A 21,416-nucleotide genomic window follows, 5' to 3' on the forward strand; every position below is an offset into this window, starting at 1 on the left:
AATGTCTAAAAATTCTTCCTCATTCCAGCACGGCAAAGCCAGTAAAACCGCCGTAGTGCTGGTTAACCTAGGTACGCCAGAAGCGCCTACTGCCAAGGCGTTACGACCCTATTTAAAAGAATTTTTATCCGATACGCGTGTGGTCGAAATTCCCAGATTAATCTGGTGGTTTATCCTGAATTGCATCATCCTGCCATTCCGCTCCAAACAATCTGCCGCCAAATACGCGGCGATCTGGACTGCCGAAGGTTCACCATTAAAAGTTCACACACTTAAACAGGCGACATTATTACGTGGTTACTTAGGTGAACGCGGGCATCAGGTTGATGTGGTTGCAGCCATGCGTTACGGCCAGCCTGCTGTATCAGATGTGTTGAACCAGCTGCAGAAAAATGGCTGTGAACGGGTGTTAATTCTGCCGGCTTATCCGCAATACTCCGGCACGACTACCGCATCTATTTTTGATGCGGTCTCCACACATTATAAAAAAATCAGGAACATTCCTGAACTACGTTTTATTAAGCATTATCACGATCATGACGGCTATATTCTTGCCTTAAAAAATTCCATATTCAAACACTGGGAACAAAATAAGCGTGCTGGGCACTTAGTAATGAGTTTTCATGGCGTGCCAAAACGCACCTTATTATTAGGCGATCCTTATCACTGTGAATGCCACAAAACAGCGCGTTTGTTAGCGCAAAGTTTGGGGTTAAAAGAAGACGAATACAGCGTTACGTTTCAATCCCGCTTTGGTAAAGCTGAATGGTTGCAACCATACACCTTACCGAGCATTGAAGCATTGGCAAAAAGCGGCACGCGCCGCGTTGATGTAATTTGCCCGGGCTTTACCAGCGACTGTTTAGAAACGCTGGAAGAAATTAATATTGAAGTGCGAGCCGCTTTTATGCTGGCGGGCGGTAAAGAGTTTCATTACATACCGTGCCTGAATGAAGATGCGCTTTGGTTACGCGCTTTAGCTGAAATCACCGAACCGCATTTACACGCCTGGCCGACCAGTTTTGAGGCGCTACGCGATGTCCAGCAACAAGCTGCCGCTAGTGTGGTTTGGGCTAAAAAAATCGGTGCTACTCAATGAACAGCATCGCAAACAACACCATGACCAACACCGAGCATATTTATGTAGTTGGCGACCTTCAAGGCTGCTGCGACCAGTTCAATGAATTGCATGCGCAGATCTTGCTGCAAGATCCCGACGCGACATTATTTATTGCTGGCGACCTGGTTAATCGTGGACCGCAATCCCTCCCTACTTTACGCAAATTAGTCGCATTAGGTGATCGTGCGAATAGCGTATTAGGTAATCACGATTTAAATTTACTGGGGATCGCGTACGGCGCGCATCGCCCGCATCACGACGCCTATTTACGCCCCATTCTCGATGCGCCAGATCGTGAACAATTGCTCGATTGGCTGCGTCATCGTCCGTTAGCATTTCAAATTGAACAGCATTTAATCATTCATGCAGGTGTATTGCCAAGCTGGACTGTAGAACAAACGCTGGACTATGCGCGAGAAGTTGAGCAGATGTTACAAGGTCCAAACTACGTGGACTTTTTGCGCGTTATGTATAGCAACCAACCCAGCGTTTGGAGCACAACGTTAACCGGTATGGACAGGCTGCGCTGCATCGTCAACGTGTTAACGCGCTTACGGTTTTGCACCATCAGCGATGAAATGGAATTCGACAGCAAAGAAGGCCTCAACAAAACCCCACCCGGCTTTGCTCCGTGGTTTAGTCATCCGAGATTATCGGCATCCAGCACGCTTATTTATGGTCATTGGTCCGCAATTGGTTTGCAACTACAACCCAACTTAATTGGCTTGGATACCGGCTGCGTGTGGGGCGGCAAACTCACGGCAATGCGATTATCTGATCATCAATTATTCCAAGTGGACTGCCCTCCGCATCAGGAAATAAATTAGATTTTATGCATCAACATACTCGAACATACAATTACAAATTTCACCACATTAGAATTCAGCACCTAGCCTAAGCACTAGCCGCAATGCAACGCGGTGTGTATCCTCAACTTCTTCCCCACGTTTACAGCCACCTTACAGCCATCGCCATGACAACTAGCAGCCATCCGCATTTACTCGCCCCGCTCGATTTGGGTTTTACCACCTTAAAAAATCGCGTCATTATGGGCTCGATGCATACCGGTTTGGAAGACCGTTTTTATAACTATTCCAAATTGGCCGCCTACTTTGCCGAACGGGCGCGCGGGGGTGTTGGCTTGATGGTGACCGGTGGAATTTCACCGAACCGCAGCGGTTGGTTGCTGCCGTTCGGCGGCACGATGAATCATTTATTAGATGTATTCAATCATCAAAAAGTCACTAAAGCCGTGCATCAGGAAGGCGGCAAAATCGTCATGCAAATTTTGCATTCGGGACGTTATGGCTATCAGCCCTTGGTAGTTTCTGCTTCGGACAAAAAATCCCCTATTTCCATGTTCAAGCCACGTGCATTAACTGAGCGCGGCATTCAGGGCACGATCCGCGACTACGTGCGTTGCGCTAAATTGGCGCAAAAAGCCGGTTACGACGGGGTTGAAATTATGGGTAGCGAAGGCTATCTGCTGAATCAATTTTTATGCACGCGCACCAATTTACGCAAGGATCGCTGGGGTGGTTCAATTGAAAACCGCATGCGTCTGCCGGTTGAAATCGTTAAACAAATACGCGCTGCAGTCGGTGAGAAATTCATCGTTATGTATCGCCATTCCATTTTAGATTTGGTCGAAGGCGGCAATAGCTGGGATGAAGTGGTAACAGTTGCGCAAGCCTTGGAACTTGCTGGCGTAACGATTTTAAACACCGGCATCGGCTGGCATGAAGCGCGCATCCCAACCATTGTGACTTCGGTACCACGTGCGGCTTTCCGTTCTGTTGCGGCACGTTTAAAAGCGGCAGTAAAAATTCCGGTGGTCGCTTCTAACCGCATTAATACGCCAGACATTGCCGAAGACATTATTGCCAGCGGCGACGCAGATATGGTATCGATGGCGAGGCCATTTTTAGCCGACCCTGACTTTGTGAATAAAGTGGCAAGCAACCGCAGTGATGAAATCAATACCTGCATCGGTTGTAACCAAGCCTGTTTAGATCATACATTTGCCAACCAACGCGCCAGTTGTCTGGTCAATCCGCGTGCTGCACATGAAACTGAATTAATCTATTTAAAAAAATCAAAGGCCAAAAAAGTGGCCGTGGTCGGAAGTGGCCCGGCAGGTTTATCCGCCGCGACCGTTGCAGCAGAATGCGGACACGACGTAACGCTGTTTGACAGTAGCGACAGCATAGGCGGTCAGTTTAAGATTGCCATGCAAGTTCCGGGCAAAGAAGAATTCTCAGAAACGCTGCGCTACTTTGCACGCCGCATTGAAATTACCGGCGTCAAACTTCAGTTAAACCAGCGTGTTACGCGTGACGAATTGTTAGCGCAAGGCTTTGATGAAATCATCGTCGCGACCGGCATTGTGCCGCGCACACCGCGCATAGACGGTGTTAATCACCCTAAAGTATTGTCGTACATTGATGTGTTGCAGCATAAGAAACCGGTCGGTAACAAAGTCGCCATTATCGGCGCGGGTGGAATTGGTTTTGATGTGGCGGAGTACTTATTACACAACCCAAACATCAGTTTGCCGATTACGGTAGAACATTGGTGCGCTGATTGGGGCGTGGATTTAAACGCGACTACGAACGGCGGCTTAGCGACCGACAAGCTGCCTGCTAACCCGTTCCGTCAAATTCATTTACTGCAGCGTAAAGCCAGTAAAGTCGGCGCGGGCCTTGGAAAAACATCAGGCTGGGTACATCGCGCTGCGCTCGCCCACGGCGGTGTCGCGATGTTGGCCGGTGTTGAATACAACAAAATTGACGATGCTGGTTTGCATATCACGGTGAATGGCGAAACGCGTTTGCTGGAAGTGGATAACGTGATTTTATGTGCGGGACAAGACTCGCTGACAGAATTAATGCCTGAATTAAAGGTTGAAGGTACGGCGCAAACCAAACCAACTGGCCCACGTTTTCATCGAATCGGTGGCGCTAAATTGGCGGCTGAGTTGGATGCCAAGCGTGCGATTCGGGAAGGTGCAGAGTTGGCGGCAAGTTTATAAAACTCTACATGACTGGCATCAAACTGCCAGACTAAATCGAGACTCAAAATGTCTTAATGAAAATGGCCAGGATAACCTGGCCATTTTTTACAACGTTTATTTAAATCAGCTTACAACACGCTTATTTAAATTTGTAGTTCACACTTAAATTCAACATCCGGCCTTCTGCATCTTGCATGTTGGTACCAAAAGTCGCACCGACACCAAATGCCTTTACGTCTACCGGCGCTTTTTGCTGGAACAGGTTAATTATATTCAGTCCTAATGTCAGGTTTTGAATCCCGGTATAAGAAATCGCATAATCGGTTGTCCGGTTAGAAGCAACGCGACACTGGGCTGCCGTCAGATTATTCCCAGCACAACCTGCCAGATTCCAAGCGGTATCAGGTAGGCCCGCTTGCTCGTTATATCCACCAGTGTAGTTAAAACGTAAAGAATTGGAGAATTTCTTAAAGTCCCACACCAACGTCAAGCTGCCTGCAAAGTGAGGTATTAAATAGCTACCGACCAAATTATCACTCAAGGTACTGACTGAGGTGTCGTAAAACTTTAATGTATACGTACTATCCAAAATTTCACGGAAATTACCGTATTCACCCAAACTTTGTTTTCCCTGGAATGCTATGTCAAGACCACTGGTTTTTTGTTCGGAGATATTTTGCATCGCGCGAACAATCTGCTGAAGCGATCCCGAGTTGACTCCATACACGGTAAAATCGTTCTGGCCTCCGAGAGCTGGATCATTACTTGAGAACGATTGATCAGCAGCGGTATTTAACGGCCGACGAATAACTGTGGAACCAGCCGGTGTATTCCCGGTTGCCGCATCATTCACTAATTGCTGCGCACCTTGCAGTCCGATAACGTTTGAACGATCAATACTGAAGAAATCGACGGAAGTTGCATAGCCTTTCACCGGCTCAAAAACCAACCCAAGGGAGTAGCTCTTCGCCGTTTCTGGTTTTAATTCAGGATTGTTACTCACTTGGTCAGGTACCGAAACTGAACATTCATTACCTTGAACAGCCAGAGCTCTGGCAGCAATTAGTGATGCTTGTGTCGGCGTTAGGGCCGGGTTATTTGCCGCAGTGTACAAATCATTCGATAACTGAGTCGCTTGTGCACAGCGCAGCGGATCTTGCACTCCCGAATCAAACGCAAACTTCTTCGAGTTAGCACTTTCAATCAGATTCGGTGCCCTGAAGCCATGTTCTAGTGAAGCACGGATTTTCAACGAATCGGTAGGGGAATAAAGCGCTGCCAGTTTAGGTGAAAAATGCGAAGACAGATTAGGATATTTATCCAGACGCAGAGCAGGAATTACTTCAAAGTTTTTCAGCACGGGAATATTGAATTCGGAATACAGGGATTCAATATTACGCGACGAGTTCGCTTCGCTGATACCATAACCGACGATATCACCAGTTTGCAAATTATTACTGTCACCTAAAATCATACTTTCATGGCGCAGCTCACCACCTATGGCGACATTGATTTGACCCGCAGGCAAACTATAAATCGGTCCGGTGATTTTTGCATCAACGAATTCTGCCTGTGTTTGTCCAGTGCTAACAAACTTAGGGAACAACGTGTTCAATACCGTAGCACTATTTTGTCCCCCAGCACGATACCCCCCTGGTTGGTTAAAGAAATTCGGATCGGTGGCATTATAGGACAAACCAACATTAGGGTTGGAATTTGGATAAAAGTTATTGTAGTTACCAATTTCTTGAATAAAACCAGAACTACTAAACGCACCTTGCGTAGTAGAGGTCACTTTGGACCCCATAATCCCGGCTGCAGTTTCCCAATCAAATGCATTGACAGTGCCGCGCAAGCCGCCCAGAACTCGATATTGAGTCCCGACAACATCATTGTAGGAAGGCGCATCCAAAAAGCGGAAACGAAGCTCGGAACCGTCATCACCAGTGGTATTAATCGGATCATTCAGCGAAAGTCCGAGATAATTAAAGGTTAAAGGCTGACCGGTGGACGGATTGCCCCAAGTAACTGGTGCCTGAGCACCATATAACGGTACGGGGGCAATATAGTCCGTTTTTCCTCTTGATAAACTGACTTCTGTAAATGCCTGAGTTCCACCGCCTAAATTGAAGGTACCAGTGCTATAAAAATTGATGCGGTTCGCGTCTGGGACCGCCTGAGATTGCTGCGAACGGTTATATTTACACAAACCACCTTGAATCAGGCTAGGATCACAACCAGGCAATGGCGCAGAATTTGCTCCATCAATCAAATTACCGTGTGAGTAGGTAGATAACGCCCCATATGCTGACGACGTAGAGATCAAGGAAGGATTGGTATATTGCTGTACATCGCTCCACATGACACTTTGACGCTTAAACACGTCGGCATTAACTAAGATATTAAAGCCATCATTCGCGTAATCACCAAAACCGGCAGTAATGGAGGCCTTGTTGGTACCAAAGGTATGGCTTTGCAAGGATTTTTGGCCGTCGGCGTTAACCTCGACACCCTGAAAATTTTGTCTCGTGATGATATTGATAACACCTGCTACCGCATCCGAACCATAAATTGCCGATGCGCCGCTCTTTAATATTTCTACGCGCTCGACCGCATCAATGGGAATTGAATCCACATTGCTAAATACCTCGGTAAAATTAGCAAATCCAAAGCTGGCAATACGGCGTCCGTTCACCAGCACCAACGTAGACTGTGCCCCCAAATTACGTAACGACACTTCCGAACCGCCTGGGGCAAATGAACCATTACCACTAATATCGGTTAAATTTCCCTGGGACGACGAAGCCGCAGTGTTGGCAATCAAATCAGAAATATTAGTTACACCTTGGCGAGCAATATCTTCCCGCTTGATAATCTGAACCGGCGACGCTGTTTCAGCATCGATAGTCTTAATATTAGATCCGGTGACATACACCTTTTCAACATGTACATCCGCATCCTGAGCCTGTTGTGCATGAGCACTAATCATGGCGCTGCTGGCTAAAAGTGCAAGCGCCAGTTGAACAGCAGTTACTCCTACCTTTTGTTCATATTTCATCTTGTGTGACTCCCTTAATCTTTATTTTACAAACTCTGATTTTTTATAAAAACAACTCAAAATAATTTGATACTTTGAAGCCACATTATGTAACGTATTGATACATAGTCCAGATTTTAAGTTGCAATAAGCCAACAGATGTCTGATTAATCCAACAAAAGGATTTAATGTGGTCTGAAAGTGGGAATTTGCGAAATTTAATTTGGGAAATTAAAATTAAATCGTTTATTTATTTTTAATTAAATAACATTTAAATTCGACCAAGGCCGGAATAATTGAAGATATCTAGCTCAATTTACCGAAGATTATTCTAAACTTTCCGATTCTTAGTGTATTTACAGCTCATTTATTCGAAGAGTATGTTGGAACATCGAAAAAAGATACTGCAAATAAACGCTCACCAATTCAATACTTTTTTACCATTAATTTAATCACTCAACCAAATCCGCTCATCGCTAAACAAAGCCACTTATCACAGCGCGGCGACATTTATTGAAGCGTAGTTTTTAATCACGACTATCAAAAATTATTAGAGCATGAAGATGTTATTAAATGCATACAAAAAGGCAGATCCATTTGCAGCGCAGCTCAACGCCATGGAACAGCAGGGAATTATCGACCCACTGATAAATATCAAAAGTAGGAAAATCAAATCGCTAATACCCAGCTAATCAGCGTCTGAATAGTTATGTAATTACAAATTAATAAATCTAAAAAAACCTAACAAGTTTCAGTTTATTAACTAATATTAATTATTCTTTGTCGTCAGTGACGATGACTAAGCTACGCTATATCACCCCCCCTAGTAAGCGAATGATCACTTTTGTATGCAGTCAATTCAACCAACCGCCATTAAATGGCCATAGGCATGAAATTAACTATTTTAAAAAGATTGGTTCCCGTTGTTGCAGTAGCGCTGATGGGAGTCACATTAATCGCTAGCATTAGCCAATACATGAACAATAAGGTGTACGACAGCACCAATTACGCCAACGTCAATGTCGTTCCCAGTCTGCTGCTACTCGGTGAAATGCGGAAGAATTATTTCCTGGCCTGGATATCAGCTCAACAATTGTTTTTTTCAATAAATGGGACAGAGAAGGAAACGCTAATCAGCCAAATCAGTGTTTACCGGCGCAACGTCGAAGATACGTTTAATAAATACGAATTTAATGGCTGTTTTGGAACACCCTGCTTTACGGATGAAGAAGATAAAAGTTTATATTTTCAAGAAAAAGCATTGTGGGCAAAATTTAGTGACTCACTCACACAAGCATTAGCAGAGATTAGCAAAAATCAGCAAGGCCAGGTCAAAGCCCAAAACATCATCCTGGAAACAATGGCTTTAAATGGAAAGCTGTTGGATGTCTTGGATCAGCATCTTCAATACAACGCGGTCATCAGTAAAAGAAGTGCCGACAAGGCGGCAATTGAAAAAGAGCGGGCCTTTTACTTCCTGCAATTTATCGGCTTTGTTACGTTCATCAGCATCGGCGCAATCGGCTTTTTCAGCATCAGGTCAATTTTACGACAGTTGGGTGGCGAACCTGCGGATGCCGCGGACATTGCCGCCAAACTAGCGCTCGGCGACCTTTCTCCTCAAATTCAGTTAAAGCCCGGCGATACCACGAGCTTAATGGCTAAAATCAAGCAGCTCATCAATGCTATGGAAAAAGTAGCCAACCGCGCCGATGCGGTAGGTAGAGGCAACCTGGCTGATGCCGTGGAAGTGCTTTCAGAGCGAGACCGGCTTGGTCAGGCGATCAATCATATGGTGGTGTCGCTGCGCACTGCCAGAATTATTGATGATAGAAATAATTGGCTAAATACTGGCAATAACCAGCTTGCCCAAGCACTGACCGGAGACTTTACGCCACAACAAATCGCCAATACGGCGCTAAGTACCATCGGGCATTACTTAGGTGCCGGGCGCGGCGTGCTTTACAGAATGCGTACCGATGTGGGGATGCTCGATGTACTTGGAAGTTATATGTATTCCGAGGGAGAGAATCAACAAAAAACGGTTAAATTTGGCGAAGGTGCGATCGGTCAGGTTGCCGTTGAAAAAAACCCCATCGTCTTAACCAACATAAGCCGCGCTGCCGGCGACGGCACAGCCCCCATCCTCACCGGCACGACCAACTCACCACCGCACGCTACCTACACTTATCCGATACTTAAAGAAAACATTTTGTTGGGAGTTGTTGAATTTAGCTTTTTGGAGCAGTTAAGTGAAATTAAGCTCGATTACCTCAATTCAGCACTAAAAATTATCGCTTCCTATTTGTATGTAGCAGAGCAACGCGGCCAGATACACACACTATTAACGTTGTCTGAACAGGCTGGGCGGGATGTCAGGAAACAAAATGACTATTTGCAAGAAGTAAATATCCGCATGGAAGAGCAGCAGCAGCAATTGCAGCAACAGGCTGAGGAATTACTGCAATCTAATGCGCAAATGGAGCAGCAGCAACAGAATTTGCAGCAGCAATCGGAAGAACTACAACAATCCAATGCGCAGATGGAAGAACAGCACCAACTACTGGAACACAGCAACGAAGTATTGCGCCAATCGCAAACCGAGATTGATGAAAAAGCCAAGCAACTTGAGCTATCCAATCATTACAAATCCGAATTTCTTGCCAACATGTCGCATGAACTCCGGACGCCGCTTAACGCCATCATCCTGCTTTCTAAAATGATGATGGATAATCCAGATGGCCATCTCCGTGACAGTGAAATTAAAAGATCTGAAGTCATTCATCGCTCCGGTCAGGATTTATTGACTCTAATCAACGACGTGCTGGATTTATCCAAAGTCGATGCGGGTCGCATCGAGCTGAATTTTGTTGAGATTTCAAGTAACGCAATCATCACCGAATTGCGGGATTTATTCGATTCAGTCGCACAAAATAATGGTGTCGAATTTATCATTCAGGATCAGCTGAACACTAAATTGAACAGCGACCCAGGCAAAATCAGCCAGATCGTACGCAATCTCTTGTCGAATGCCTTCAAGTTTACCAAGCAAGGTAGCGTGACCTTACGCATTCAAAAAATACCCAACGATCAACTGCCTATCAGGATCTCGGTCATTGACACCGGCATCGGCATTCCACAGAACAAACACATCAGCATCTTTGACGCATTTCGCCAAGTGGATGGCTCCACTTCGCGCGAATACGGTGGCACCGGGCTAGGACTAACCATTAGCCTGCGTTTCGCAGAATTATTAGGCGGCACCATTAGCTTGAATAGCATTGAAGGCAAAGGAAGTGAATTTACTTTATGCCTTCCAATTACCCCTCCCCTATCACCGCTATCGGCCGCTTTACCCGTGCTGACAACGAACATCAGCGCAACACCAAAAACTAACGTCAACACGCCACAAGGAAAAGTCAACGATGACCGGCATAATTTAAAACAAAATGACAAGGTCATTTTATTGATTGATGACGATCTTGATTTTGGCACGGCAGTGATAGAAATTAACCACCGCCTCGGCTACAAAACACTTGTCGCCAACACGGGTGCTGAAGGTCTTGCATTAACTAAGCAACATCACCCGGCCGGAATTTTGCTGGACTTAGGTTTGCCAGACAAAGACGGAACCGACATTTTGCATGAAATTAAAACCACGCACGAACTAGCATCAATTCCTGTTTACATCATCTCAGCCAGGGATCATGACAGCACGCTTAACCAACAGGACATTGTTGGATACCTGCAAAAACCAGTTGTTAGCAGCCAGATTGTTGAAGCAGAAGCGGCGTTAATTGATGCCATTAAACTAGCGCCTGCCGGCGGTATTTTATTGGTCACTACGATGCAAAACGAGACTAACGAAACAAATGAGATATTACGCATCCTTGAATCTCGACTGGTTTCAGAGCACTATGCCGTACACATAACAACCCCGGGAGAAGAATTACAAGATGCATTGAACAATCATGAATGGGGTGTCGTAATGATTGATCTGGCTAACTTAACGATGGAGAAAGCCTTGGCAGTTGCCCAGACTATTCGCAGCGATAGCCATAATACGGCCATGCTATTTTTTGGGATCGATCAGTTAAGTGACGACGAAGAAGCTCTCCTGCGCAGCTACTCAGACAGCATTATCGTCAACGCGCCACAAGCTGGCCAACGCCTGCAAGAAAATATTGCACGATTTTTACGTACTGTGCCATCCGTTGAACAAACTCAGTTAACTTCGGTTGCGGCTCGTAGCAATGAGAAAAAACTGGCGCATAAAAAAATCCTCGTAATTGACGATGACCCACGCAATTTATTTGTGCTGACTTCCGCATTAGAGCAACAGGGCGCCAAAGTATTCAATGCGTTAAATGGCCGCCGCGCTATGGAGATGCTTGAAAACATACAGGTAAATTTAATCATTACCGACATCATGATGCCGGTAATGGATGGGTATCAAACTATTACCGCGCTTCGTGCAAACCCTAAATTCGCTGCCATTCCGATTGTTGCGCTAACGGCCAAGGCGATGCAGCACGACAGAGAAAATATCTTGGAAATTGGTGCCGATGATTACCTTTCCAAACCGGTAGATTACGATGTGCTGTGCAATATGGCGGCACTATGGTGTACAAAAAGCGTTGAATGAATCATGGAAATCACACTTCAATCCTCTGAAAATTTGTGCCGTATTGGCGTGCTCGGCCACTTGGAAAGTGCCGCAGAGCGCGACCAGCTTCAACATATACTCGATTCAGCCGACCAAACGGTACAGCATCAAATTGATTTTTATGATGCCGATACACTCCCGCCAGAAATCATTGCTGCAATTGCCAGATGCCTGACTAGATTAGTCCAGATTAAAATAATTACTTACCATTATCTGCTCACGCATAGCCTGATGCGCCTGGACTTACCGGTGCACCCGATTGCGGTGAGAATCAATAAAGCGCAGGCTCAAACTAAGCTCCAAATTCAAGCATTAGCCTTAGCGGGTTCCGCCAACAGCTTGGATAAAATTCTACCGATTATTGAACAGCTTCCATTAGGCAAAATGGCCGTGTTTGTAGTGCAGCATGTATTGGAAAATCAAATTAATCTGTTGGATACCTTACTGCGGACTCGTACCGAATATAAGGTTGTCATGCCGCAGAATTTAATGCCGATAGAACCTGGAACAATTTATGTAGCGCCACCAGGGCATCACATGAAGGTAGCTCATGGTCTGGTTTACCTGACTCGCGACAAGGCAGTTCAGTACGCAAGGCCGTCGATTGATGTGTTATTTGAGTCGCTGGCAAGCGAGTATGGCAGCCAACTAATGGCGATTCTGTTATGCGGATTTGGCCGGGACGGCGTGGATGGCTGCGCCAAGTTAACCAACGCAGGTGCTTGCGTCATCATTGAAAACGGTGCGGAATGTGAGAACGCGCGGGCACTTCCCGATGCAGCAATTGAAGCTGGTAAATTCAACCATGTTTTAAAATTACCCGTCATTTGCAGCCTGGTTGCGGCAACCGTTTACACCAATGACACCGCTATAACGGAGCATCAGCTAGAGCTATTTATAGATGCGCTATTGAGTCATTATGGTTATGACTTCAGAGGCTATCAACAAGCCAGCTTTAAGCGCCGGATCATGCACATCATGATGAAATTTGAACTGCCCAATTTGCTTGATTTTGAGCGTGCAATTTTCTCCGACAGCACCCTATTCAATCGCATGATGGCGGAAATTTCCGTTGGAGTAAGTACCTTCTTCAGACACCCAGAACAGTTTCTACTGTTGCGCGAAAAAATCTTCCCTTACCTGGAAAGTTTTCCGGTCATTAAATTATGGTCGGCAGGTTGTGCCACCGGCGAAGAGCCTTATTCTTTAGCTATTTTGCTAGAAGAATTAGGCTTGCTTAAACGCAGCCGCTTATTTGCCACGGATTTTAATGCTTACTTAATTGACATAGCCAAGGCGGGTTTATTCCCGCAGAAATCATTAGAAACCAGCCAGCAAAATTATGAAAAAAGTGGCGGAAAAAATAATTTCTTCTCCTTCATTGAACAAGGTAGTCACTACCTAACAGTCAAAGATTCCATACGCAGCACGACTTTGTTTCATCGACACTCGTTGGTTGACGAGGGTATTTTTAACGAGTTTCAATTCATCATCTGTCGCAATGTCATGATTTATTTCAAACCTGAATTACAAAGCAAGATACTTGAACGGTTTGCACGCTCCTTGCACCGTGATGGCTTTCTGGTTCTTGGCCCACAAGATGGCATGCATCATCTGGCTCGTTCAGCGGGCTTCGTGCCTTACATCACCGGCAGTCACGTGTATCGCTTGGGCAATGGAGGCTTACATGGGTGAACTATTTAAGATTCTCGCCGTTGATGACAATCAGGGTAATCGATTTTTACTCAACGAATTACTCGCGCGTTTGCCTGATGTTGAAGTCATTGAAGCCTCCAGCGGCGCAGAAGCGTTATTGCGTACCGTTGAACATGATTTTCAATTAATTTTGCTGGATGTCCATATGCCGATCATGGATGGTTATGAAACTGCCCGGCTGCTACAAATGACTTCGCGCACCCGAAATATTCCGATTGTATTTCTTACTGCCGTATTTAAGTCGGAAGAATTTATCAAGCGCGGCTACGCGTTGGGTGCGGTCGATTATTTAACCAAACCGTTAGACGATAATATTTTCCTAAATCGGGTCAGGCATTACCAGCACCTGCAAGACAGGGAAAACCGTTTAATCACCGCACTTTCTGAAATGCGTTCGATGCAGGATAACTTGCTGCAATCAGAAAAACTTTCTGCGCTCGGTGCGATGGTGGCAGGCGTTTCACACGAGCTCAATACACCGTTAGGTAATTCAAAACTCGCCATTTCAACCATGCACGACCGGCTCAACGAACTCAATCGTCACTACCTTGCAGGCACGATCAAACGCAGCAATATTGAAGAATTTATCAAGGAAAGTTTAGATATTGTGGTGCTCGCCAATCGCTCAATTGAGCGCGCGTTAAACTTGGTGGTCACGTTTAAACAGGTCGCGGTTGATCAAACTTCAGAACAACGCCGTCTATTTGATTTAGCCACTGTGATTAATGAAACCATCACGAGTTTGCGGCCGAGTTTTAAGCATGACCCGTGGCAATTTGATATAGAGATACCGGCAGGAATTCAAATGGATAGTTACCCCGGTCCTCTGGAGCAGATCATCATCAATTTAGTTCACAACAGCATACGTCACGGTTTTGATGGGCGCGGTCATGGGTGTATCACCATCCGTGCCAGCACGGAGGAAAACGACCTATCCCAGAAGCTGGTGACGATCGTCTTTAAAGACGATGGCAACGGCATTGCACCCAATAATATTGGCAGGGTATTTGATCCATTTTTTACTACCCGGCTAGGACGCGGCGGCTCAGGCATCGGCTTAAACATCACCCACCGGATCGCCACATCGCTACTGGCCGGCAGCATTCACGTTGAATCTGAATTCGGTTTCGGAGCGACATTTACCTTAACCGTTCCATGCAAGGTGCATTCTGCGATTTAAAGCCGAATTTAAGGCTGAACTTGCGGCGCACAAGTTGGTGCAGCAGGAAAAGTTACCTCAAATAAGCGCTCATCAATCCAATGTACTTTTACTTTTAATTTATTCGCGGCGCCCAGCCCATTAATTGCTAAACAAAGATCTTTGTCGCAACGTGCCTGTACCGTTTTAGTATCAGCCGCTGGTTGCACATTACCTGAACTAATTAAGTCATTACTCATCCAGTCGATTAATTCCAGCTGAGGCCCATGAATTAATAAACCGCGTCCATCCGTGTCACACGTTAAGGCATCAATCTGCGGAAAAAAAACAATGGAGCGATTCAATGCCTGCCAATCACCGGCCAAACCGGACGGTTGATGCTTAATGCGATACCAAATCGGATTCACAATACTAGGTAACTGAATTTTTGCGAAGGAAATGGGACTTCTGGTCCGCAATTCGTTATGCGCTAAATCAGACATCATCGGCACTGAAATGACGGCATTATCGGCTTGCGGGTTATTAGCAACTTCATTTTCGGCACCGTCTCCAAACTTCAGTTGTAAAACATAAGAACCATGACTTAATTTGTAGCCGCCAAAAGCATGCATCAATATGCTAATACCTGAATCTTCCGTAATAAACTGATCATCGGCACTTAAATTCCACTGCAGCGCTTTTGACGACAAGGTTGCCACCGTTGCATTAAGCGGAGCAACGGTCATGTGCGGACGTGCTTCAATTTTCGTCACCGCAACATCAAAAGAAGCGGGTTCTTTTTCCAAATGTCTAATAGTGACTTTGGCAGGAAATTTTGCATTCGCCGCCACGTCAGCGGGACAAGAAAATATCCGGCTTGTGCTGCTAACCGGGCTCGCATTTAACGTTAAATTAGGCACATCGCTGGCACGACAAAGCAGATTGTTCCCTAATTGGATGACCTCAATCCGATCAAGATTATCACCATAAACACTCAGCTCCGTTTCAAGATCGTAATGCACCAGCCGCTGTATATGCGCTCGACGCTGTTGAATAGTCACGACTAATTCTTGTTTGGCCGCGCCATATTGTTGCACTTCCAATGTCGCCGGGCCCGGTTCGGCTTTACTCAGGTCAACACTGAGTTCGTTGGGCAGCTCCGCCGTGCTACTTGCCAGAGTTTTTCCATTCACCAGCAAATTCACCTGCTCAATACACGCATTGCCATTGACACCGGTAAACCCAAGCTTGGTTTGCTCACCTGAAATTAAGCTATCCAACCCCACTATTTGCGCCAGCAATGGTGCATTGGTCGGCACCACAAAATTAAACGGGCTAAGACTTACTTCGGCAAAACCAAATTTCGCCGTCAGGGTTGCGTCTAATAGTTGCCCATGCAGAGTCAGTGCAGAATCCGTATTTTTGTAATCAAACAAAAAATGCCCGGTGTCTGGCTTGAAGTCAATGACGTTAAATTGCGCCAACATCGCACTAGAGCCGTGCTCTTTAATGACTAAATTCCAGTCATGCCAATAATTGAGTAAAGGGAGCCGGCCTTTAACGCTGCTCACTATGTCACCTTTAGCCAGACAGAACGGGGTTTTACTTTCCAACACCAGTTCCGGTGCTTTACCGGGAAACCAACTTGGTACATACACATAGGCAGTTTTTATATCGCCGCTTTTAAAGCGCGCGTTGGTAAATAATTGGATCGTAGTCGTAGCGGCTTTTCTTTGCCCTAATGAAGGCGCAAAATCATAATTGTCGCCATATTTATTCACTAAATAAGTGCTCGTCTCGGTCACTAATTTTAAACCGGCAAAAATATCCGTTGGGAGCTTAACTGAGGCCGCATCAGGGCCGGCGGCTAGCCAGATATCATTTGAAGGAACCAACAAATCTTCGCTAGCTACGATATAGGCGGCAACACATTTTGAATTTACCGTTCCGTCCTTAAAACAATCCGGGTCGACATATTTAACGCCAAATTTAGCGGCTAAGGACTTCGCCGCATCGACCGCCTGATCTGATTTTTTAGTTTGAATAACCGCATCCAGCGCACGCGATATAAATGCAATCGCATGATTAATCTGGTCTATTTTTTGCAGATCGACAAAGCGCTGTGGATCGGTTTTGATGGCGTCGCTAATTAATGCAGCCGATTCGGAAAAGCTCGTGTGCAATCCAAACATGGTGCGCACTTGAGGCGCTAACACAATAATGGGAATTTGATCGTCTGCAGCAATCTCAATCGCGACCTCACCGGCATGATCGGACAGATCAAATTGTCGCGTTACGACATTATTGCTGATCGGCGTTACTGTCGCCAAAACGGCTAACCATTTCACGTCGGTTTTTTCAGCCTGGTCAGTCGTAACAACCAGTTTGTCGCCTTTGCGTAAATGATTGACTAAAAATATCGGGAGACTTTCCTTGCCACGCACCACATTAGCGGTAATGGTTGGGCCGAGATGACTGATGTTTTCTGGTGGCGGACTAGCTGGCGCAGCACTGGCGAATTGCTCGAAAAACAACGTGCTAAGCAGTAAAAAAATTGGAAGTAATTTATTCAATGTTATTTTCATCATGTATTAGCGTGCCTTGAAGAACCTCATTTTAATTCATGCGCGAGGTATTTGAATTAACTGGCACGCACAAACGCATGAAGAAAAATCTTCATGCGTTTGTTTACAGATTATTTACCAGCATAAACCAAGTCGGCGCGACGGTTTTCAGCCCACGCAGCAGCGTCGTTACCACTGGCTTTTGGTTTTTCTTTACCAAATGAAACCGCTTCCATACGTGAACTTGGCACACCCGAAGCAGCTAATGCTTTCAGTTCTGCTTCTGCACGCTTTTCGCCCAAAGCGAGGTTATATTCGGCACCGCCACGGCTATCGGTATTACCTTGAATAACGATGCTACGCGCAGTATGTGACACCAGATAATTAGCGTGCGCCGTGTTTAACGCTGCAAACTCTGGCTTGATACTGTATTGATCAAAGTCAAAATAAATACTACGTTTAGCCAACATGCCATGTGCGTCATTTAACGGATCAAGCACCGGCGCGACTACCGCAGCAACTGTACGTACCTGTGCCGGCGCTGGTGCTGCTGCAACGGGTGTTGGTACTGACGTTGCTACTTTTGGCGTAGTTCCGCAAGCAGTAACTAATAGAGCAGCTGTAGTAGCAAGAGCGATGGTTGTTAACGTTTGTTTCATGTGATCCTCGATGGAATAGATTAAATTTACTACTAAGTGTTTGTGTTACTGGTTGCTGCTTATTGAAATTTACTTCTACCTACTTCAATGTCTGGTTGCTTTTTAATTGTTGATGAAAATTTTTCGTCCGCTCTGCTCGCTCTATCAGCAAATTGAGTTTGGGCGTTTGCCCTCGTTTTTTGCTGCTTCGCTGCTTGAACAGGCACTTCGGTAAAATTTTCTGCCAGCTTGTGATACAACGGCGTCGGGCTGATGAATTTTGAGATCCGGCTTGCCACCACCGACGCCGCCATTAACGGCAGCAGCATTTGATGACTGTTGGTCATTTCCATGCAGATAACGAATGAGGTTACCGGAGCGCGGGTAACGCCCGACAGATATGCAGCCATCACCAACAACACAATCGCGCTGTGATCTGCCATTAAAGGAAATAATGCAGCAACGTTGTCGCCGATTCCAGCCCCGACCGAAAGCGATGGCGCAAACACACCACCGGCAATCCCGCTAATAGATGAAAGTAACGTTGCCAGCAACTTGGCCATGCCGAAATACCACGGCAAGCTTGCCGTATCTTCCAACGACAAGCGCGTTGGCTGGTAGCCAGTGCCAAATATCAAACCGTTGCAGCTAACACCGATGATGGCAACAATTAAGCCGCAAACAGCCGCAAAGAGTATCGGCCGTTGCTTCACAAAAGCCGCAAAGCGACTCGGCATGTGAAACGTAGACAAAATAAATAACCGGCTAAACAAGCCGCCGGCGGCACCGCCGACTATTCCGCACAATAAAATGGCGCCCAGGCTTCCATTCCAATCGAGAAAAGATTCGGTGGTACCAAAATACGTATAGCTGCCCAGTATCGATAAGGAAATTAAACCCGAGCCGATGATCGTCACTAAGGTTGAGCTATTCGCGTTAAAAACATGTTTTTTACTTAATTCTTCGATAGCAAACATAATTCCCGCTAAAGGAGTGTTGAATGCTGCGGCAATCCCTGCTGCACCGCCCGCCAGAATTAAAATGCGACGTGATTCGACGCTTTGAAATGGCCCCCTACCATGAAAGGAGTTCATGACAGCAGCGCCGATTTGAATGGTTGGCCCTTCTCGACCAATCGAAGCACCAAGCCCGATACCTCCAAGGGTAAGTAACGCTTTGCCTATGGCGATACGCCAGGACAGCAAATAACCAATATTGACATTTTCCTCAGCATCGGTCGCCGCAATGGTTTGCGGTATACCACTACCCTGCGACCCAGGCACAAAGCGCTTGCCAAGATAGGCTAACAAAGCAAACCCCAGCGGCATAAACAACAATGGCGCGTAAGGATGCAATTTATTCAAGTGCATGTTAAATGTGCTCATTTGATCACTACCCAACGCCAAGCCTACTGCCATAAGACCGACCAAAACCGGCCCGACTATCCAAGCTGATCCACGGTGCCAAATTTCAAGTAGCCGCGCACTAAGTCGCTCAGAATGTTCAGGTATCATTACCGGGTTGCAATTACATTAAAATTGTTAAAAAAGGGAATTATTTCTTTACGGCATATTATATTGCTATAAATTATATTTGCGTAAATTTAAATTTAGTGCACTTCGCACTTGAAATCGAGTCAATAAATGAATAAAAAGAACAGCAATATTCAAGAGCCTTCATCTATATCGGCGACTAACGCGCCGGAGATTAGCGATTCGGCGGCCCGTCTTGAAATTTTAAGAAAACTACGCATCATCATTCGTGCCGCAGCAAAGCATTCTTCCTGGATAGATAAGCAATGCGGAGTGAATGGCGCGCAACTCTGGATAATGCAGGAATTACACGAGGCGGGAGCATTACGGATTGGAGAGTTGACGTTAAAACTTGCCGTGCACCAAACCACGACCAGCAATTTGGTCGACGGTTTAGAAAAACGCGGTTATGTGCAAAAAATGCGCGACCCGAATGATCAGCGCGCCGTCACCGTTACGCTAACTGCACAGGGCTCGCAAATGTTATTGGCGGCACCCAAACCGGCGCGTGGACTATTACCCGAAGCGCTGATGCAACTTGATCGCAGCAGCTTGAACGTATTAGATCAAGGCTTGCTCGGTCTATTGGAAAGCATCGACATATTGGATGAAGAACTGGGCATGTTACCGCTCCCTTTTACAATGTAATCATGAGCTAATCATGAAACTATGCAGAGACAATAATGAACTCATTCGTCCCTAAAACGTTTTTACTCGAACTGTTCAATTGCGCAGTCAACGCCGTCAGCGCTGAAAAATGCCTGCCGTCCTATTTACCGACGCCACCTGTACATGGCAAAACCATTGTCATCGGTGCCGGCAAAGGTGCGGCAGCCATGGCTAGAGTTATCGAACAACACTGGCCGGGTGAAATTTCTGGCCTAGTCGTCACTCGCTACGGGCACGGCGCAGATTGTCAAAAAATAGAAGTCGTTGAAGCTGCGCATCCGGTACCTGATGAAGCAGGTCGCCAGGCAGCTGCGCGCATGCTGAACATGGTGCACGGCTTAACGGAACATGATTTGGTACTGTGTTTGATTTCTGGCGGCGGATCGGCCTTATTATCCTTACCTGCCGAAGGCATTACGCTGGAACAAAAACAGGCCATCAATAAAGCCTTACTCAAGAGCGGCGCGACCATTGCAGAAATAAATTGCGTGCGCAAACACTTGTCGGCTATCAAAGGCGGCCGTTTAGCATTAGCCTGCGCACCGGCACGAGTAGTGACGTTGCTGATTTCCGATATACCGGGCGATGACGCTACGATTATCGCCAGCGGCCCAACTTTGCCGGACGCGACGACTTGTGCAGAAGCACTGGCAATTTTGCGTCACTATGGGATTACTATTCCCGCCAATATTGAACAACATTTAGCATCAAGCGCTGGAGAAACACCCAAGCCCGGCGATACGCGCTTTGCCAACAACAGCCACCAAATTATCGCCAGTGCGCAAACCGCATTAACCGCAGCCGCTGACCTTGCCCGCGCTGCCGGCATTACACCCTATATTTTGTCGGACAAGATGGAAGGCGAAGCACGCGAAGTCGGTAACATGCATGCTGTTCTGGCTAAACAAATTGCCCGGCAAGTGAATCTACAAGGGCAACCATTTAAAAAACCATGTGTCCTGATTTCTGGTGGAGAAACTACCGTCACTGTGCGTGGCTCTGGCCGCGGCGGGCGCAACGCTGAATTTTTACTTAGCCTGGCAATTGGGTTAGACGGGCAGCCGGATATCTATGCGATTGCCTGCGACACGGATGGTATTGATGGCTCGGAAGATAACGCCGGAGCCGTGCTCAGCCCAGACTCCATTGCACGCGCTACTAGCTTGGCAATAGAAGCCCAAGCGCTACTGGACAACAATGATGGTTACGGTTTTTTTAGTGCGTTAGGGGATTTGGTGATCAGCGGCCCAACCAGAACCAATGTGAATGATTTCCGCGCAGTATTGATTTTGTGAGTGATTCTGTGGGTGAGTTTAGATTAAT

General features: G+C 46.2%; 12 protein-coding genes. 8 read left to right on the top strand and 4 right to left on the bottom strand.

Annotation, left to right across the window (positions count from 1 at the left end):
- Position 1 precedes the first annotated feature (1 nt).
- The 3 genes from hemH to S2091_RS20965 all read left to right on the top strand — a co-directional run bounded on the left by hemH (position 2) and on the right by S2091_RS20965 (position 4,151).
- Positions 2 to 1,099, top strand: a complete 1,098-nt coding sequence (gene hemH / locus S2091_RS20955; protein WP_105533920.1) for a ferrochelatase — start codon at positions 2 to 4, stop codon at positions 1,097 to 1,099.
- Entirely contained in the window at positions 1,096 to 1,947 is an 852-nt protein-coding gene (locus S2091_RS20960) for a symmetrical bis(5'-nucleosyl)-tetraphosphatase (protein ID WP_243405518.1), read from the top strand. Before hemH ends, S2091_RS20960 begins: the two co-directional genes overlap by 4 nt.
- Positions 1,948 to 2,093: 146 nt before the next feature.
- A complete protein-coding gene (locus S2091_RS20965; protein WP_105533921.1) occupies positions 2,094 to 4,151 on the top strand; it encodes an NADPH-dependent 2,4-dienoyl-CoA reductase in 2,058 nt (685 codons plus the stop codon).
- Between the two features lie 121 nt (positions 4,152 to 4,272).
- Here the strand turns inward: S2091_RS20965 and S2091_RS20970 are convergent, their stop codons facing one another.
- Positions 4,273 to 7,191, bottom strand: coding sequence for a TonB-dependent receptor domain-containing protein (locus S2091_RS20970; RefSeq protein ID WP_105533922.1), 2,919 nt, complete (start codon positions 7,189 to 7,191; stop codon positions 4,273 to 4,275).
- Positions 7,192 to 8,059: 868 nt separating this feature from the next.
- Between S2091_RS20970 and S2091_RS20975 the strand changes: the two genes are divergently transcribed.
- From S2091_RS20975 to S2091_RS20985, 3 genes are read left to right on the top strand one after another with little or no spacing between them, the layout of a single operon-like run.
- On the top strand, positions 8,060 to 11,815 hold the full coding sequence (locus S2091_RS20975) for a response regulator (RefSeq protein WP_165795055.1): 3,756 nt from the start codon (positions 8,060 to 8,062) through the stop codon (positions 11,813 to 11,815).
- Positions 11,816 to 11,818: 3 nt separating this feature from the next.
- A complete protein-coding gene (locus tag S2091_RS20980; protein ID WP_105533924.1) occupies positions 11,819 to 13,531 on the top strand; it encodes a CheR family methyltransferase in 1,713 nt (570 codons plus the stop codon).
- Positions 13,524 to 14,732 (top strand): sensor histidine kinase, encoded by a 1,209-nt coding sequence (locus S2091_RS20985; protein WP_165795056.1) that lies wholly within the window; start codon positions 13,524 to 13,526, stop codon positions 14,730 to 14,732. The genes S2091_RS20980 and S2091_RS20985 overlap by 8 nt, the downstream gene beginning before the upstream one ends.
- Positions 14,733 to 14,740: 8 nt before the next feature.
- Here the strand turns inward: S2091_RS20985 and S2091_RS20990 are convergent, their stop codons facing one another.
- The 3 genes from S2091_RS20990 to S2091_RS21000 all read right to left on the bottom strand — a co-directional run bounded on the left by S2091_RS20990 (position 14,741) and on the right by S2091_RS21000 (position 19,406).
- Positions 14,741 to 17,278, bottom strand: coding sequence for a hypothetical protein (locus S2091_RS20990; RefSeq protein WP_105533926.1), 2,538 nt, complete (start codon positions 17,276 to 17,278; stop codon positions 14,741 to 14,743).
- 107 nt (positions 17,279 to 17,385) lie between these two features.
- Positions 17,386 to 17,913: a peptidoglycan-associated lipoprotein Pal gene (pal, locus tag S2091_RS20995; protein ID WP_105533927.1), complete on the bottom strand. Its 528-nt coding sequence runs from the start codon at positions 17,911 to 17,913 to the stop codon at positions 17,386 to 17,388.
- A 59-nt stretch (positions 17,914 to 17,972) separates the two neighbouring features.
- A complete protein-coding gene (locus tag S2091_RS21000; protein ID WP_105533928.1) occupies positions 17,973 to 19,406 on the bottom strand; it encodes a chloride channel protein in 1,434 nt (477 codons plus the stop codon).
- A 129-nt stretch (positions 19,407 to 19,535) separates the two neighbouring features.
- Here S2091_RS21000 and S2091_RS21005 point away from each other — a divergent pair, with 129 nt between their 5' ends.
- Together S2091_RS21005 and S2091_RS21010 are read left to right on the top strand one after the other, a co-directional pair.
- Positions 19,536 to 20,072 (top strand): MarR family winged helix-turn-helix transcriptional regulator, encoded by a 537-nt coding sequence (locus S2091_RS21005; protein ID WP_105533929.1) that lies wholly within the window; start codon positions 19,536 to 19,538, stop codon positions 20,070 to 20,072.
- Positions 20,073 to 20,107: 35 nt separating this feature from the next.
- Positions 20,108 to 21,388: a glycerate kinase type-2 family protein gene (locus tag S2091_RS21010; RefSeq protein ID WP_105533930.1), complete on the top strand. Its 1,281-nt coding sequence runs from the start codon at positions 20,108 to 20,110 to the stop codon at positions 21,386 to 21,388.
- Positions 21,389 to 21,416 lie beyond the last annotated feature (28 nt).

This window comes from Solimicrobium silvestre, from assembly GCF_002976435.1.
GTDB classification, from domain to species: Bacteria; Pseudomonadota; Gammaproteobacteria; order Burkholderiales; family Burkholderiaceae_D; genus Solimicrobium; species Solimicrobium silvestre.

What these genes read in the sequence shown, in the direction of transcription:
- hemH (WP_105533920.1), top strand. Translation starts at nt 2, where the DNA reads ATGTCTAAAAATTCTTCCTCATTCCAGCACGGCAAAGCCAGTAAAACC.
- S2091_RS20960 (WP_243405518.1), top strand. Translation starts at nt 1,096, where the DNA reads ATGAACAGCATCGCAAACAACACCATGACCAACACCGAGCATATTTAT.
- S2091_RS20965 (WP_105533921.1), top strand. Translation starts at nt 2,094, where the DNA reads ATGACAACTAGCAGCCATCCGCATTTACTCGCCCCGCTCGATTTGGGT.
- S2091_RS20970 (WP_105533922.1), bottom strand. Translation starts at nt 7,191, where the DNA reads ATGAAATATGAACAAAAGGTAGGAGTAACTGCTGTTCAACTGGCGCTT.
- S2091_RS20975 (WP_165795055.1), top strand. Translation starts at nt 8,060, where the DNA reads ATGAAATTAACTATTTTAAAAAGATTGGTTCCCGTTGTTGCAGTAGCG.
- S2091_RS20980 (WP_105533924.1), top strand. Translation starts at nt 11,819, where the DNA reads ATGGAAATCACACTTCAATCCTCTGAAAATTTGTGCCGTATTGGCGTG.
- S2091_RS20985 (WP_165795056.1), top strand. Translation starts at nt 13,524, where the DNA reads ATGGGTGAACTATTTAAGATTCTCGCCGTTGATGACAATCAGGGTAAT.
- S2091_RS20990 (WP_105533926.1), bottom strand. Translation starts at nt 17,278, where the DNA reads ATGATGAAAATAACATTGAATAAATTACTTCCAATTTTTTTACTGCTT.
- pal (WP_105533927.1), bottom strand. Translation starts at nt 17,913, where the DNA reads ATGAAACAAACGTTAACAACCATCGCTCTTGCTACTACAGCTGCTCTA.
- S2091_RS21000 (WP_105533928.1), bottom strand. Translation starts at nt 19,406, where the DNA reads ATGATACCTGAACATTCTGAGCGACTTAGTGCGCGGCTACTTGAAATT.
- S2091_RS21005 (WP_105533929.1), top strand. Translation starts at nt 19,536, where the DNA reads ATGAATAAAAAGAACAGCAATATTCAAGAGCCTTCATCTATATCGGCG.
- S2091_RS21010 (WP_105533930.1), top strand. Translation starts at nt 20,108, where the DNA reads ATGAACTCATTCGTCCCTAAAACGTTTTTACTCGAACTGTTCAATTGC.